The sequence below is a fragment of the Candidatus Poriferisocius sp. genome (assembly GCF_965219815.1).
Lineage (GTDB): Bacteria > Actinomycetota > Acidimicrobiia > Acidimicrobiales > Bin134 > Poriferisocius.
In genome coordinates this window covers 3065068-3080431 of record NZ_OZ244791.1, presented here as the reverse complement: position 1 = coordinate 3080431, position 15364 = coordinate 3065068, and the positions used below count along the sequence as shown (strand labels likewise).

Below are 15364 nucleotides of genomic sequence, written 5' to 3'. Positions count from 1 at the left end.
CTGATCACTGCCAGATGCGAAGCGAGCCCTCAACCGTGGCAGCGGCCACCGACAGGGTGCCGTCGGGGCGGGTGAGCACTGCGATGTTGGTGGCCAGCATGCCCCCGAGCGGGCGGCTCCACATGTCCACCGCCCCGTCGGGGCCATGGAGGACCCCGGCGATGTGCTGTCGGTCGAGCGTGGGGAGAATCACCTCGACTCGGCCGTCCCGGTCGACGTCGGCGGCCACGGCCTGCTCGAAGTTCCGGGTGCCGAATTCGTGGGACCGGTAGCCCGTCCGTGTCGCAGCAACCCCCAATTTGCTCCCGCTCAAGCTCAAGAATCTCAGCGATCCTTGGGCGTCGGGGTAGAGGACTTCGGCGATCTCGGTTTGTCCGCTGGGGCCGAGCGGTCCCACCGCCACCAAGTGGCGCCAGCCCAGCAATCGGTCCACCGGGTCGCTGATCGCCACCACGCCGCCGCCGGTGCTCGATGCCACCACGATCCAAACCTCGCGGTCGTTGCTTAGGGTAAGCACCACGTCGTTGATGCCGTCGCCGTCGACATCGGCCAACAGGGGGGCCACCGACTCAATCACGTCGTCCTCAGACCGGTAGACGGTTTCCACTTCGTTCACTCCAACGGTGACCACTACCACGGAGGTGGCCTCCAGGTTGTCGCCCAATGCCGAATGGGGGAAGCGGTCGGTGGGTCCGGCCAGCACCATCACCTTTTCGGGGCTTATCTGGATGACCCGGGTGTCGGGAAGCACTTTCAGGTCAGGCCGCCACAGCGTGCCGTCGGGCTCCAGCACGGTGAGCCGCTGAAGGTTGTCTACGTAGGCAGCCCGATTGCCAGTCAGATACACGGGCACGCTGTTGGGTGAAGCGTTGGCCGGGGTGGTGGCCAGGCGCACCGAGTTACCCTGCACGGCCAGCACCGGGGGCTGACCGGGGGCCAGCCGACCACCGGGGATCTCGAGGGGGGAGGGCTGGCCCCCAATGGGGATCTGATAGCCGTATACCGTTCCGTCGGCCAAGGCCACCACCCAGACATCTCCGTCGGGGGTGCTGGTGCCGGTGACCCAGGTCGGGATGTCATCCAGGTTGATGTCCTTGGTGGTGATTTGCTGGATGAACCCGGTGCCCAGGCCGGAGCCGTCAGCTAGACGGTTGCCGTCGGGCTGGTAGACGGGATCGACATAGGTCACCGGAGCCAAATTTGGAGTCGGGGTGGCGGCGGCCGGGGGTTGGGAGAGAGCTGGCGTGGCGGAGGGGTTGGTCTGAGGGGAGGTGCTGGACCCGCAGGCGGTGATGGGAGCCACGATTACCAGGGTGATCATGGCCACCGCCCATTTGGTGGCCGCGATTCGGCGGGAGTTGCCTCGGGTCATGTCCGCTCGAACCGCCAGCCGCCCTCGTGAAGGGTGAGGCGGTGCCGGGGGCCGGGCGCATCAGCGTCATGGGTGTCGTATCCGGCGTCCCCGTGCCACAGCGACACCGGGACTTTGCCGTCGAGGGCGATGTGCGTTTCGTAGTGGGGGATGTCGTCGGCCCGGCCCCGGGCGGCGGCCAGTGCGTGGTCGACGGTGGAGTGTTCGGCCAACTCCATCAGGGTGATGAAGGTGGGCGGGACCATGTCGATCTCACCGGCGGCATGGCGGGCCAGGGTGTCGTCCGGACGCCACCAAGCGTGCTCTTTGATCTCGCCGCCGTCCACGGTGACGGAGCCGGTGGGGGCAGGGGCGAGGAAGAACCAAGTGGCGAATCGCTTGTTTATGGTGGTGGGGGGCACCCAGTGGGAGTAGGGCACCAGAGCTTCGATGGCGATAACCAGGTCGGCCTCCTCCGCGGCCTCTCGCACCGCCGCAACCTGGCTGGCGGCGTAGACATCGTCGGGCCGTTCAGCGGGATAGTCGTCGTCGTCGACTCGGCCGCCGGGAAATACCCACATCCCGCCGACGAAGCTGAGCTTGGAGCTGCGCCGCATCATCAGGGTTTCCAGTCCTCCGGGGGCATCGCGCAGAAGCACCACCGTGGCCGCCGCCACCAGCTCGGGGGCATCGTCGTCTTGGCCGGCCCAGTCGGAAAACCGATGGCGTTTGCTGCTGCTGTCGTCGGTCATTGGTGGTCAGATCCCATCATCCGGGCCCGGACCTCGGGGTCGGTGACGAATACCGGGGCGTTGTCGTCGCCCAGCATGGCCAGTTTCACCGACATACCGCCGTCCACGGCCAGCACCTGCCCGGTGATGTAGCTGGCTTGGGGGCTGAGCAGGAACACCGCGGCGGCGGCAATTTCGGCGGGATGGCCCCGACGTCCCAAGGGGATAGCCCGCTTGGCCGCATCAAGCGACTCATGGTCGCCCGCCCGGGGGGTGGTGATGGTACCGGGGGCGACGGCGTTGACCCGGATGCCGTGGCCGCCCCACTCCACAGCCATGGTGCGGGTGAGCGAGTTGAGCCCCGCCTTGGCCGCCCCGTAGGCGGCCAGGAAGGGCTGGGAGGCCAGGCTGCTCACAGAGGAGACGTTGACCATGGCTCCGCCTCCGCCGTCGGCGATCATGGCTCGGGCCACCTCGCGGTTGAGGAAGGTCACATAGCGAAGGTTGTTGGCCATGACCCGGTCCCAGCCCTGGCGGTCGATGTCCACCAGGGGGCCGAAGTCGTCTATGCCGGTGCCACCGGCCACGTTGATCAGTCCGTCAATGCGGCCGTGGGCGTTGAGCGCGGCCTCCACGACGGCCGCCGGGGCATCGGGATCGGTGAGGTCGGCTTGGACCTTGACCACCGGGCGGGGAAGCAAGTCGAGTTTGTCGAGCTCTTCTGGAGACCGCTCCACCGCTATGACCTCGGCCCCGGCCGCCAGAGCAGCCTCGCAAGAACAAGTGCCGATGCCTCCTCCTCCAGCTCCTGCCACGATCACAGCGACACCGGAGAGATCGACAACAGGCTCAACCATCCCCTTCACCCTACGGCTTGCCGCCCTGTCTGCTGAGTCACACAGAAATCACCAACTGCGAATTATCCCTGGCAATATGAGGCTTCACAGGCGCAGGAGAAAGGTCGAGGCCATGAAGGAACTCAACGGCAAGGTTGCGGTGGTAACGGGGGCGGCCAGCGGGATCGGGTTCGCCATGACGGAGCGGTTTGTCGCCGAGGGCATGCAGGTGGTGATGGCCGACGTGGAAGAGGAAGTGCTGGCGGCATCGGCCTCCCAGCTTGAATCCGCGGGTGCAGACGTGCTGGGCGTGCTGTGCGACGTGAGCGATGCCGCCTCGGTGAACGACCTGGCGGAGCAAACCCTGTCGGCCTACGGCGGGGTGCATGTGGTGTGCAACAACGCCGGGGTAGGGCCTGGCGGGCTAATGCTGGAGACCACCGCCGAGGAGTGGGAGTGGATCGTGGGCGTCAACGTCATGGGCGTGGCTCACGGAGTGATCACGTTCGGGCCGATCCTGGCCGAGGCCGGGGAGGGTCACATCGTGAACACTGCCTCGGAGGCCGGACTGGTCACCAACAGCGTTCTGGGCATGTACTGCGCCACCAAGCACGCGGTGGTGGGATTGAGCGAGTCGCTATGGCGAGAGGTGCATCCCCAGGGTGTAGGCGTGTCGTGCCTTTGCCCCAATCTGGTGAACACCAGGATCTTCCAGTCGGAGCGCAATCGCCCCTACGAGGCCGAACTGACCGCCACCCAGAACGCCATCATGACCCCCATGCGGGAGATGATCACCGCCCGGGGCATGGCCCCTTCAGAGGTAGCCGCCAACGTGGTGAGCGCCATTGTCGAGGACCGTTTTTGGGTGTTCACCCATGACACCACTCCCGAGGGGGCCGCGGTGCGCTTTGCCGACATCGAGGCCCGCCGCAACCCCACCGATCCCTATGCAGGAATGGAGTTCTAACGGGCGCTTCGGGGTCCTTCGGCGGCTGTGGACTAAATTCTCGTCATGGCTGTAGTGGATCACGCTCCTCGTCTTCCCCTGTTCGACACCCTGGACTTCGACGAATTCCACACCGATGAGCTGCCCCGGCGGCTGGCTGCAGGCAATGGGACCCTGGCGGCGGAAATCGCCGCCGGCGCCCTAGTCAAGAGCTTCGCCTGGCGGCTGACCGACGGCCGGTCGGTGACATACGTGATGAGCGACGATGGAGTTGAGATCCGTCCCGGCGACGACGCGGAGCTGGTGGTTGAGGTCAGCGAGCAGAACTGGTCGAACTACGTAGCCGAGCTGTGGACCTGGGTCGGCTTGCTGTATTCCGAGGCCGCCGAGATGGTTCGGGGTGATTTCGGGCTGTTTGAGGACTTCGAGCCGGTGCTGTTGGCCATGTACCACGGCCGACCCCTGTACGAGGGGTGGGAACCCACAGTGGACCTGGCCCGCAGCTTCACTCTCGACGACGACCACGAGGAGATGAGCCGGTACCTCAACGAGGCCGGGTTCCTGCACATCCGAGGTGTGTTCAGCGCCGAGGAGATCGACGCCCTGCGGGCCGATGTGGAGCGCCAGCGAAGCGCGGCCACCCCCGACGACCACCGCTCCTGGTGGGCCACCAACGCCGATGGCGAGGAGGTGTGCTGCCGGGTGACCCACATGGACGACCGCAGCGAGCTGATGCTCAGTCTGATCGGCGACCACCGTTTGGACTCCATCGGCGCGCTGGGCGGAGAGGACTTCGCCTCCTATCCCGAGCGGGGCGACGGTGTTTCGGTGGTCATCAAGCTGCCCAGCATCGTGGAGGGCCTGGCCGACTTGCCCTGGCACCGGGACTGCGGCACCGGCGGGCACTCCATCACCTGCCCCACGGTGAGCATCGGCATCCAGCTTGACGAGTGCTCTGAGGCCAACGGCCAGCTCCATTACCTGGCTGGTTCAAGTGACTCGTCCAGTCGGTCTCGTCATGTGCGCGATGACTGGCCCACGGTGGCCATCAACGCCTCGCCCGGCGATGTCACCGTCCACTACGGCCACACTATGCACGGCGCCCCGCCTCCCACTGCCGCCCCCGCCTCCGGCGGCCGCCGTACCATCTATGTGGGCTACCACAAGCCCATCTGGGCCGAGTTCATCCCCCCAGGCCAGGGCTACAACGACATCCTCTTCAAAGACGGCGGCCGCATCAAAACCCCCGAGGAATTCCAAGAGCAGAGTTCGTAGCCGGCGAACCGGCGGCCGGTCAGCGAATCAGCAACCGGTCGAGGATTTCTTCCAGCAAGGGCTCGAGTTTCTTGGCGATGGCGTCGGTGTCCTCGCTGAGGTAGTCGTGGGGGATCACCACCCGGGGGACGTCGGACATCCCCAGGGAGCGGGCCACGGTGTCGGCGGCCACGGTGAAGGGCTCGGTGACCACGGTTACGGTGGGGATGCCGAGCCTCTCCAGATTCACGGCGTCGAGCACACTGCCCGACGTGCATGAACCTCATTTGGCCAGGCCGTTGACCACCCCCGCGCAGGCCCGGAACGAGGCCAGCATGTCGTCGCCCGCGGGGCGGCTGAGCACCGGCTTGTGCTGGCGGACCACCGCTTCCACGTCCAGGCGGTGTCGGAACTCCTGCTCCATTACTTCGGTGTAGCGGGTGAAGTCTGGGCCAGACGAGGGGTTGTACTCGTTGACCAAAAAGCCGATGGTCAGCGGCCCCTGTGTGTGGCCCCGCCGGGATGCCAGGGCGGCGTCGTTAACCCCCACTTGGCCCCGGGGATCCACTAGCTCGCCGACCAACTTCACACTCCAATCCTGTCAGTTCTAACCATCCAGCGCTCGGCTCACCGCGTAGCCGCCCAGGTTGCCCCAGCCGGCGCACACCGCCATCCAGGGGATGGACTCGGCGCCGGTGACCATCACGTGGATGTCCTCGGGCCGCTCGGTGACCGGCACCAGCGTGTCGGGATCGCTGGTGTCCACCCAGTCGGGCCACCACGCATAGGGGGGAACGCCGGGGGAGAGTAAGTCGCCGATGCGCCGCCGGGCCTGCTGCCAAAGTTGCTCTTGCACTGCGGCCCGGTCGTAGCCGTTCTCGGCCAGGTGGCGGGCTTCGTTGGGGGTGAGCACTACCAGGGTCTCGCCCATGGTGTGGGTGTTGTTGCACCCCTTGATTGCCATGGCGTCGGCCAATTGCGCCAGACGATTGACGGGGGTGTCGTCGGCCCCCCACATGGCCACGCTGGTGGGGGACTCGCAGGCGAACACCGTGATCCCGCTGGCCGTGTCGATGCCTCGGGCCTGGTGCAGCGGAGGCCACGGGCTGGCTGGCGACTCAGCCACGCAGAAGGCATAGCGGCCGGGGTGGCCGAACACCTCTTTAACCGGCTCGCCGGGGGTGGCGCCGCCGGCGTTCCACAACAGCAGCTTTATGGCCCGGCCGATGGCCGCGTTGGCGTGGGCTCCGCCGCCGCTGAACACCGACTCGGTATGGGCCATATCGAGCTGCTCCACGATTGGTCCCGACACGATGACCAACGGCCAGCACGGATGGGTGGTGGTGACCACCCCCCGCAGGTTGAAGCGGTCCTCCAGCATTGCCTCGACGGCGGTCAGCACAACCTCGAATTGCTCGGGCCGACAGCCAGCCATGGCCGCGTTGGCCGCCACCACCTCGACTGTGGCCGCCCCGCCCCTCGGAGGTATGGCTCCCAGTAGCAGGCCGTGATCGCGGCCCGTGGCCTCCACCAAGGCGTCAACTGCCGCTCGGGTAGGGGGATACACCGGCAACCCGTCGGTCAGCCCCTCGGCATGGGCGAGCTCCACCCACTCTTCGATGGTGTCGGTAGTTGTGATCATGCCCATGTGCTCAATCCCATCCGAAGAGCCGTTTGGGGTTGGTCTGGAATATCGCCTGCTTGTGGGTATCGGACAGGTCGGAGCGGTGGGTCACGCCAGTCACGCTGGTGGGGAAGTCGCTGTCCCAGTGGGGGTAGTCCGACGCCCACACGATGATGTCGCAGCCGATCTGCTCGATCACCTGGGGCAAGCCGTGTTCGCCCTCAGTGGAAACGAACAGACGCCCCTCGGCCAGGTACTCGCCGGGCGGCTTGGTGATGGCGTCGAACTCGTGGCTCCGGTACTCGTAGTGCTCGTCAAGGCGCTCCAAGGTGTGGGGAAACCAGCCCACCCCGCCCTCCAGCAGGGCTACCTTCAGCCGTTTGAACCGCTCAAGCACCCCGCCGCAGATCAGCGTGGTGGCCGCAAACATCAGATTGAACGGGAACTCGATCACGTGGAGCTGGGCGTAGGCGTCGGTGAATCGGCCGTTGGCGAACCGGCCGCCGCCGGCGTGGAAGCCCAAGGGAACGTCGAGCTGCTCGGCCAAGTCGTAGAGCGGGTCGTTGTCGGGGTGGTCGGGATTGCGGTCACCCACCGCGCAAGGAACGGTCAGCGACACGAACCCAAGTTCTGTCACGCACCGCTCGGCCTCGGCCACCGCCTCGTCCATCCACTTCAGAGGCAGCGCCGGGGTGCCCCGCAAGCGCTTGGGATCGGCCGAGCACCAGTCGGCCAGCCAGTTGTTGTAGGCCCGACAGCTCTCAACAGTCAGCTCTTGGTCTGCTCCGGCGTAAAGGCCAAGGGACATGGCCCCGTATAGCACGGTGATGTCGATGCCCTCGGTGTCCATGTCGGCCAGCCGGAGCCCCGAGTCGACCCCGCCCTCCCGGAGGGTGGTGGATTCTCGGATGCCCTCAGGAGCCCAGGCGCCTACTCCGGTGCCCGGGGGGATCACCTTGCCCTCGATCACATAGCGAGTGGTGCCCCGCTCGTCGGTGATCAGCCGGGGCCGCCGCTCGTGGAACCGGGTCGGAAGGTACTGCTCCCACAGCTCGTCGGGCTCGAACACGTGGCCGTCCACGTCGATCACCAGATGCTCCGGCATGCCATGAAGCTAACCCCTCGGGCAGGCGGTGGCCCGCGCCGGGCGGACAGTGCGTAATGTTCTGCCCATGGTCAGTCTCGGAGTCCTTCCCCACATGCACGAGTCGGTGGTCACCGACGCCCGCTGGATCACCCAATTCGCCCAAGCAATGGACGAAGAGGGAGTGGAGTCGATCTGGACGGTGGAGCACGTGGTGGTGGCCAACAACTACGAGCCTCGCTATTCGTATTCGGAGTCGGGCCGCATGCCCGGCGCCCCCGGCGTGGTGATGCCCGATCCGCTGGAGATGCTGGCGTTCATGGCCTCGGTCACCGAGCGGGTGCGGCTGGGCACCGGAGTGGTTGTGCTGCCCCTGCACCCCCCGGCGGTGATGGCCAAGCGGGTGGCCACCCTTGACGCCCTCAGCGGCGGGAGGGTGATCCTCGGGGTGGGCAGCGGCTGGCAGATCGAGGAGTACGCCGCCTGCGGGGTGCCCTATGAGGGTCGGGGCGAGCGGCTCGATGAGTGCATCGGGGCCCTACGGGAGCTGTGGGCCCCCGGCTACCGCACCTACGATAGCAACGCGGTGAGTTTCACCGAGTGCGAGAGCCTGCCCAACCCGGCCCAGCCCGGCGGCCCGCCCATCGTCATCGGGGGCAGCACCGGCCGGGCCGCCCGTCGAGCCGGGAGCATCGGCGACGGCTTCTACCCCTATGTGATCTCGCCGGAGGACTATGCCGACCGGGTGGCTACCATCCGGGCCACCGCCATCGAGCACGGCCGAGACCCTGACGCCATCGAGATGACCGTGTGGCCGGGCAGCTACCAGCGAGGCGGGTCGTTCGATTTGGGCCTCATCGAGAAGTACGCCGAGTCGGGCCTCGACCGGCTCATCGTCTCGGCTGCCGAGTCGGGCAGCACCGACATCGACGACATCCGGCGCTTCGTCGGTCGCTACCAGGCCGAAGTGCTGGACAAGATCGGAGGATAGCCATGGCACTAGTCACACAAGTCGGCGACGTGAAGGTGATGCTGGTGCGGGAGACCCTGCAACCGGTACCGGCCGAGGGAATGTATGTGGAACCCGACATGGGGGTGTTCGAGGCCAATGCCGACTGGCTGCGGCCCTATTTCCTGGACGACGAGGGCAACATGCCGCTGTCTATCCATGCCCTGGTGCTGGAATCGGAGGGCCAGACCATCATGGTGGACACCTGCATCGGGAACCGCCCCATCGAGATGGTCCCCCAGATGAGCCATCTGGGCGAAGGATTTCTCGACGAGCTGGCCGCCGCCGGATACGAGCCTGAAGACATTGACATCGTGCTGTGTACCCACCTGCACTTCGACCACGTTGGCTGGAACACGATCCTGGTGGACGGGGAGTGGGTGCCCACCTTCCCCAACGCCCGGTACCTGTTCAACCGCGCCGAGTACGAATACTGGGACTCCGGTGCCGAAGGAGCGGCGATCACATTCGGCGATGCTGTGCGCCCAGTGCTGGACGCCGGCCTGGCCGACCTGGTGGACAGCGATCACCAAGTCACCGGCGAGATCAGCCTGGAGCCCTCACCGGGCCACAGCCCCGGCCACGTAAGCGTGCGCATCTCATCTGCGGGCCAAGAGGCCGTGATCACCGGCGACCTGGTCCACCACCCCGTCCAGTTCTCCGCCCCCGATTGGGTAATGACTGCCGACGACGACCCGTCAAGAGCTTCCGAGACCCGCAGAACTTTCCGCGAGCGCTACGCCGACTCCGGCATCCTCATATTCGGCACCCACTTCGCCGGCCCCAGCTGTGGCCACCTCTCCAACGCGGACGGTCGCTGGGTATTCACCGTCAAGGCCTAGCCAGGGGTCTCAACCCCCTGCGGCAGAAGCGCGGGCCATTAGCCGGCGGGTGGGGTGGTAGTCGTTGACGCCGTAGTGCTGAACGGCTTGGTTGTCCCATATCACCACGGTGTCAGGGGTCCAACGGACCCGGCAGTGGTATTCGGGGATCTCGGCTTGGCGGCAGAGCAGGTTGAGCAACTCGTCGCTGCCGTCAATTGGGGAACCATCGGGGCCAACCAAATCGGTAGTGAAGCCAGCGTTCACGAACAGGGTGAGCCGTCCAGTGCGGGGATGAGGGCGGGCCACGGGGTGGACAGCGGGAGGAACTTCGGCCCGCAGCTCGTCCAGATCGTCCCCGTACTTGTCGGCGTAGGCTCCGATGCTCCAGTCGTGGCGGGCTGACAGCGAGGTCAGTCGGTCTCGAAGATCAGGGTCGAGGTTGTCCCAGGCAGCGGCCATGTCGGCGAACAGGGTGTCGCCCCCAACCGCCGGAATCTCGATGGCTCGCAGGATGGTGCAGACCGGCGGGTGGGTCCGGAACGTGCCGTCGGTGTGCCACATGTTCTCCAGGCCGACCACGGTGTCATTGCGCTCAAAGGTGATGGCATCTGTTTGGGCGGCGGTGCCGGGATTGGGGATCAGCTGATCATCGGTGAGCGGTCCCCAGCGAAGGGCCAGCGCTCCCTGGGCGGCGGTGTCGATGGGCTGGTCTCGCACGATGAGCACCTTCCACTCCAGCAAGGCCCGATCGAGCTCCGCGAACAGCTCGTCGTCCACATCCCCCAGCGACAAGCCAGATAGCTCGGCACCGATAGTAGGGGCCACCGGGGAAACCTCGAACCGCTGGAATTGAGCCGATTCCCAGTCGTCCGGAAGCCGTCGCATGACCCGAGGCCCAACGGGATGGCGGCTCATGTTCCCCATTGTGCCGGACCGGATCTGCTCTCAATCAGCGGCGTCTCGCTCGACAAAGATGTCGGTAGCGATTTCGAAGGCCTTCATTGCAGCGGGGAAGCCGGCGTAGATGGCGGCTTGGATCATGACCTCACAGATCTCCTCCCGGCTCAAGCCGAAGGAGTCCAAGCCCATGATGACGTGCTCGCGGATGGCGAACTCATTGCCCAGAGCAGTCATCATGGCGATGGTGGCCAGGCTGCGCTCCCGGCGGCTCAGCACCGGCCGACCCCACACCGCAGACGGCCCCACTCTCAACATTTCCATCACGTCGTCGCGGACTTCCTCGGGAATAGGCAGGCGGCTGAGCACATCAGGCTGACGAGGTTCAGACATGACCCGACGGTACTTCACCCATGGCAACTGGTCGCACGCGATGCGCGAAGTTGCATGTTGACCGAATGTGGTGGGGTATTGGGCGTTGCGACCCGGAACATTGGCGACTTCGCCGATTATGGGATTGATGTCTTCAATCCGTGGGAATCGGTCTAGACCCGTTGCGCTGGTCGAGGGCGCCGGCTATGGCGGCGCCGGCGGTGACGCCGCAGGCGGCGGCCCATAGCCAGCTGAGGGCGGCCAGGGTTCCGGCGGTGGCCACGGTGATGGCGGTGCCTCCTACGGTCCAGTTCACAGCTACTGCGGCTATGGCCGATACCACTGAGAACCAGAGGGCCGACACCAAGCCGCCAATCAAGTGATGGCGCCATGGCTGGTGGGGGCAGGACATTTTCTGCACCAGGGAGAACACGGCCAATGCAGATATGAAGCCGACCACCGGGGCCAGTCGGGGGTCAACCCAAACCGCAATGGCGGTGGGACCGGCGATCAGGGGAAGCGCGCCTATCAGCAGCCAAAATCCGGTGAACCGCTCCAACCACCACGACCGGCGGGGGGCGCCCCGCACCCGGCGGACGGCCCGGCAGGCAGCAGCAGCGGCTCGCATGGTGCCCCATACTGCGACCACTGCGGCGATGGACGTGGCTGCCGGGGGAGCGGAGACCACGTCGGCGAACTCCTCGCCGATGGTGCTGTCAACATCGCTCAGCGCGGTCTGGCCCGCGTCGGCTAGCCACTCGTTGAACCGGTCGGCGATGCGATCAGACACTGTCCGAACCGTGGAGGCGATGGCGGCGGCGGCCACCGCGGCCGGAAACAGGGATACCGCCGACCAGAAGGCGATCTCGGCTGCTCCGGTGCCGCCTTCGCCCTCTCGCCAGCACGAAGCGGACTGTTTGGCCAGGGAAACGGCCCTAGTGAACCAACTCTCAGCAGCAGCCGACGGTGCCTCGTCAGCGCCCATTTGCGAGCGAGTCAGCCGGCCTGGGCTTCAGCCAGGCGGGGGATGAGCGCGTCGAACACCTCGGCCCAGTCGCCCACGAAGCCGATGTCCACGATCTCCCACAGGGGAGCGTCGGGGTCGGGGTTGATGCCCACCACCGTGCCGGCGTTGCGGACGCCCACGGTGTGGTTGAACTTCCCGCTCATGCCGATGGCGAAATAAAGCCGCGGGCTGATGCTGTGGCCGGTGATGCCCACTTGGCGGGCCCGGGGCATCCAGCCGTAGTCAGTGACCTTGCGGGTGGCGCAGAGGGCGGCCCCGATGGCGGCTTGGTGCTTCTCCAGATTGGGGTAGTCGGACGGGTCTACCCCTTGGCCCACGCCGATAACCACCGAGGCGTTGGCCAGCTCATCGCTGTCGTCGTCCCGATAGCGCCGGATGATCTCAAGGCGGCTCTGGCCGGGAGATTCCAGCGACGACTGGCGGGCCTGTGGGCGGTCGGGATTTGGGCGGGGGAAGGGCAGCACCCCAGGGCGCACCGTGGCCATTTGGATGGGAGAAGCGCAGAGAATCTCGGCCACCAGCCATCCCCCGAAGGCCGGCTTTAAGGCGATCAGCTTCCCGTGGTCATCCACCTTTAGCCCCACGGCGTCGCCGGTGAGTCCTGCGCCCAGTGTTGCCGCCATCCGAGATGCCACCTCACGACCCCAAGCAGTGCCCGGTGCCAGCACGGCCCATGGCTGGGTTTCGGCTGCCCAGGCCGACATGGCCGACGCCAGATCTTCCTCGACCAGCGAAGCGCTGCTATCGCCGCCTGAGATGTCGATCTGCTCATCGGCTCCCCATGGGCCCAGATCCTCGTCGGCATCGTCCAGGCCAGGGCCGAGGGCGGCTACTTGTCCGCCGATCTCCGCGGCCAACTCCGATGCCGTTCCCAGAAGCTCCTTGGTAACCCGGTCTCGGCCCGGTTCCACCAGCACGGCTATGGCGGGGCCGTCGGATCCGGCCCCCGAGCGCCGGGCAACCATAGCCGGCTCGGGCATAGAGCTGGAGGCAAGCGCCCCCTTCTTGGCCAGGATGGCCACTGCCTGTTCGATCTGCTCCTCCAGCGTGCCGCCCATCATCTGGCGGCCGCGCTCCACGTCGATCATCTGAACTGGCCCGACCGTGGTGGGGCTGGCCTCCTGACCCCATGGACCGGGACCCAAGTTGGCGGCGCTCACCGTCTGAATGTGGGAGCTGTCCACCGTGGCCCAGGCCTCCGGGTCCTTGATCTTGCACGGGTCGCACAAACGCTCCGCGCACGACACCACCGCGGGTAATTGCACTTCTACATCCACCCACTCGTCGTCGTGTTCCAACCGCAGCTCCAAGCGGTCGCCGTGAAGGGAGAAGTGCCGAACCCCGGTGGCGAATGGCAAGCCCATCAGCTCGGCCAGCTGCGGTGGCACCTGGCCGGTGTCGGAGTCAACCGAGTTGCGTCCCATCATCACCAGATCGAAAGGTCCAAACCGCTCCAGGGCGGCGGCCAGCGCCTTGGCGGTGGCCCAAGTGTCCGACCCGGCGAACTCCGGGTCGCAGATGTGGACCCCGGCGTCTACCCCAAAAAGCAGTGCTTCCCGGCACACGTTCTCGGCTGACGGCGGTCCCAGCGTCAACACGGTCACCGTGCCCCCGCTGGCCCGGGCCACCTCGGTGCCCTTGGCCACAGCGCGGCGGCAGTAGTCGTTCATGTGCATTTCGATGCCGTCTCGCACCATACGGCCGTCGGGCCCGAGAACCATGTCCTCGAACACCGGGATCTGCTTGACCAACACAGCCACTCGAAGGGGGCGTTCCGGCGCAATCACGTCATCGGGCGGGTCAAACATCTGGTTTGAGGCTACCGAGCGCGAAGTATCGATTTCGGGTTGGGCGATGTTCGGCGCGCCAACAGGTGGCTACGGTTGCCGGATGGCACTTACGAGACGGCGAATCGTAACCGGGCACGACGACAGCGGAGCACCGGTCATCATCTCCGACGGGCAGGCACCATCAAGCTTCTTGGGACGGAGCACGGCCAGCATGTGGTACGTCGGACAGTGTCCCGCCACGGTGGATGACGGCGGGGAGGAGCCGGACGACCGGACTGACTTCGTTCCCCCGCCCGGTGGGATCTCGTGGCGGCTGTTCACGTTGAAGCCATCAGGCGGCAAGGCGATCGGACCGCTCGACGACCCCCGGTTCGACCAAGACAGGGTCGGTTTTCACGCCACCCCCACCATCGACTTCATCGAGATCATCTCAGGGCAGATCCGGTTGGAGTTGAACGACCATTGGGTGGAGCTGGCTGCCGGCGACTGTGTCATTCAGCGGGGCACTTGGCATCGGTGGATCGTGATCGGCGACGAGCCCTGCACGTTCAGCGCCACCATGCTGGGAGTGGGCGACGGCGATGATCCCGGCTTCGCGGGGGCATCCGTTGGCACCGTCGGCCCTCGCAGGATCGTGACCGACGGCGACGGGGTGTGCGCCGACGGCCCTCCGGCCACTGCATCGCAGTCCGATGGGGGACTGGTCACCGCCGAGCTGTGGCACACCTTCGCCCCGGTGGTCAGCGAGCTCCAGGGTGGCGACGCTCCCCAGTCGGAGATGCAGCTCAACCCGCCCGGCGGAGGGGTGACCTGGAAGCAGGTGACCATTCCGGCGTCGATGGCCGACCAGGCCGCGTTGATGCACCAAACGCCCACCATCGACTTCGTGCGGATCGCCCAGGGCACGGTTGATTTGGAGCTGCCTGGACAGCCGCCGACGCACCTCGTGGCCGGCGACTGTGTGATTCAGCGGGGCACCGAGCACGCCTGGCGGAATACCGGCGACGGCCCGTTCACCCTCTCGGCGGTGATGATCGGGGTGGGGGATGGCTGATCTCGACCTGAGGCTCCAAGCGCTGCTGGACAAAGACGAGATCACCGACACCATCCATCGGGTGGCCCGGGGCACCGACCGGCTCGACAAGGAGCTGATCGTCTCTGGTTATCACCCCGACGGCTTTGACGACCACAACAACTTCCGGGGCAGTCCGGTGGAGTTTGCCGACTGGGTGCTGGAGGTGCTGGCGCACTTCGACTACACCCAGCACCTGTTAGGTCAGTCCCGCATCCAGCTCGAGGGCGATGTGGCCTTCGTGGAGACCTACTGCAACGCCCACCACGTGGTGCACCCCACCGAGGAAGGGCCGGGCTCCGACATGCGCATGGGGCTGCGCTACGTGGACCGGTTCGAGCGGCGCGACGGCGGTCCCTGGCTGATCGCCACCCGGATATGCGCATTCGAGTGGCGCTACACCCTGGAGCTGAATTACTCGTTCCCCTACGACGACGACTTCACCATCGGCTACCGGGACCGCTCCGACATCACCTACACCCGGGCGGGCCTGATGGGGGAGCCGCGGGGGTGATTCCTGTCTGGGCCAAAGCGGCTTCGCAACCTG

Annotated in this window: 16 protein-coding genes and 1 pseudogene; 6 read left to right on the top strand and 11 right to left on the bottom strand. The window is 66.3% G+C overall.

The features are described 5' to 3' along the window. Window positions 1-4 precede the first annotated feature (4 nt). From ACOQPI_RS14820 to ACOQPI_RS14810, 3 genes are read right to left on the bottom strand one after another with little or no spacing between them, the layout of a single operon-like run. Window positions 5-1372 carry a hypothetical protein gene (locus ACOQPI_RS14820; protein WP_420620391.1) on the bottom strand — a complete coding sequence of 456 codons (1368 nt, stop codon included), beginning with the start codon at window positions 1370-1372 and terminating at the stop codon, window positions 5-7. After that, window positions 1369-2103, bottom strand: coding sequence for an NUDIX hydrolase (locus ACOQPI_RS14815; RefSeq protein WP_420620390.1), 735 nt, complete (start codon window positions 2101-2103; stop codon window positions 1369-1371). Before ACOQPI_RS14815 ends, ACOQPI_RS14820 begins: the two co-directional genes overlap by 4 nt. Next, the gene (locus ACOQPI_RS14810; protein WP_420620389.1) at window positions 2100-2939 is read right to left on the bottom strand and encodes an SDR family NAD(P)-dependent oxidoreductase; all 840 of its coding nucleotides are present in this window, start codon (window positions 2937-2939) and stop codon (window positions 2100-2102) included. The genes ACOQPI_RS14815 and ACOQPI_RS14810 overlap by 4 nt, the downstream gene beginning before the upstream one ends. Window positions 2940-3051: 112 nt before the next feature. Between ACOQPI_RS14810 and ACOQPI_RS14805 the strand changes: the two genes are divergently transcribed. Together ACOQPI_RS14805 and ACOQPI_RS14800 are read left to right on the top strand one after the other, a co-directional pair. Further along, window positions 3052-3885: an SDR family NAD(P)-dependent oxidoreductase gene (locus ACOQPI_RS14805; RefSeq protein WP_420620388.1), complete on the top strand. Its 834-nt coding sequence runs from the start codon at window positions 3052-3054 to the stop codon at window positions 3883-3885. 45 nt (window positions 3886-3930) lie between these two features. After that, the gene (locus ACOQPI_RS14800; RefSeq protein ID WP_420620387.1) at window positions 3931-5139 is read left to right on the top strand and encodes a phytanoyl-CoA dioxygenase family protein; all 1209 of its coding nucleotides are present in this window, start codon (window positions 3931-3933) and stop codon (window positions 5137-5139) included. Between the two features lie 19 nt (window positions 5140-5158). On the opposite strand, the pseudogene ACOQPI_RS14795 reads toward ACOQPI_RS14800, so the two are convergent. The 4 genes and pseudogenes from ACOQPI_RS14795 to ACOQPI_RS14780 form a co-directional block, all read right to left on the bottom strand. After that, window positions 5159-5389: pseudogene (locus tag ACOQPI_RS14795) on the bottom strand (UGSC family (seleno)protein); the annotation flags it as partial. 12 nt (window positions 5390-5401) lie between these two features. Then, window positions 5402-5707, bottom strand: a complete 306-nt coding sequence (locus ACOQPI_RS14790; RefSeq protein WP_420620386.1) for a hypothetical protein — start codon at window positions 5705-5707, stop codon at window positions 5402-5404. Window positions 5708-5725: 18 nt separating this feature from the next. Beyond that, window positions 5726-6766, bottom strand: a complete 1041-nt coding sequence (locus ACOQPI_RS14785) for a hypothetical protein (RefSeq protein WP_420620385.1) — start codon at window positions 6764-6766, stop codon at window positions 5726-5728. Window positions 6767-6770: 4 nt separating this feature from the next. Continuing rightward, window positions 6771-7847, bottom strand: coding sequence for an amidohydrolase family protein (locus tag ACOQPI_RS14780; RefSeq protein WP_420620384.1), 1077 nt, complete (start codon window positions 7845-7847; stop codon window positions 6771-6773). Window positions 7848-7914: 67 nt separating this feature from the next. On the opposite strand from ACOQPI_RS14780, the gene ACOQPI_RS14775 reads away from it, so the two are divergent. Both ACOQPI_RS14775 and ACOQPI_RS14770 read left to right on the top strand, forming a co-directional pair. Continuing rightward, window positions 7915-8817, top strand: a complete 903-nt coding sequence (locus ACOQPI_RS14775; protein WP_420620383.1) for an LLM class F420-dependent oxidoreductase — start codon at window positions 7915-7917, stop codon at window positions 8815-8817. Window positions 8818-8819: 2 nt separating this feature from the next. Continuing rightward, complete coding sequence (locus ACOQPI_RS14770; protein ID WP_420620382.1) at window positions 8820-9677, top strand: MBL fold metallo-hydrolase; 858 nt, start codon at window positions 8820-8822, stop codon at window positions 9675-9677. Between the two features lie 9 nt (window positions 9678-9686). On the opposite strand, the gene ACOQPI_RS14765 is transcribed toward ACOQPI_RS14770, so the two are convergent. The 4 genes from ACOQPI_RS14765 to ACOQPI_RS14750 all read right to left on the bottom strand — a co-directional run bounded on the left by ACOQPI_RS14765 (window position 9687) and on the right by ACOQPI_RS14750 (window position 13763). Continuing rightward, complete coding sequence (locus ACOQPI_RS14765) at window positions 9687-10544, bottom strand: TauD/TfdA dioxygenase family protein (RefSeq protein ID WP_420620381.1); 858 nt, start codon at window positions 10542-10544, stop codon at window positions 9687-9689. 60 nt (window positions 10545-10604) lie between these two features. Continuing rightward, window positions 10605-10949 (bottom strand): carboxymuconolactone decarboxylase family protein, encoded by a 345-nt coding sequence (locus tag ACOQPI_RS14760; protein ID WP_420620380.1) that lies wholly within the window; start codon window positions 10947-10949, stop codon window positions 10605-10607. A 133-nt stretch (window positions 10950-11082) separates the two neighbouring features. After that, a complete protein-coding gene (locus tag ACOQPI_RS14755) occupies window positions 11083-11913 on the bottom strand; it encodes a YhjD/YihY/BrkB family envelope integrity protein (RefSeq protein ID WP_420620379.1) in 831 nt (276 codons plus the stop codon). An 11-nt stretch (window positions 11914-11924) separates the two neighbouring features. Then, window positions 11925-13763 (bottom strand): FAD-binding protein, encoded by a 1839-nt coding sequence (locus ACOQPI_RS14750; protein ID WP_420620378.1) that lies wholly within the window; start codon window positions 13761-13763, stop codon window positions 11925-11927. Window positions 13764-13845: 82 nt separating this feature from the next. On the opposite strand from ACOQPI_RS14750, the gene ACOQPI_RS14745 reads away from it, so the two are divergent. Next, entirely contained in the window at window positions 13846-14799 is a 954-nt protein-coding gene (locus ACOQPI_RS14745) for a cupin domain-containing protein (RefSeq protein ID WP_420620377.1), read from the top strand. Then, window positions 14792-15331, top strand: a complete 540-nt coding sequence (locus ACOQPI_RS14740; RefSeq protein WP_420620376.1) for a nuclear transport factor 2 family protein — start codon at window positions 14792-14794, stop codon at window positions 15329-15331. The genes ACOQPI_RS14745 and ACOQPI_RS14740 overlap by 8 nt, the downstream gene beginning before the upstream one ends. Window positions 15332-15364 lie beyond the last annotated feature (33 nt).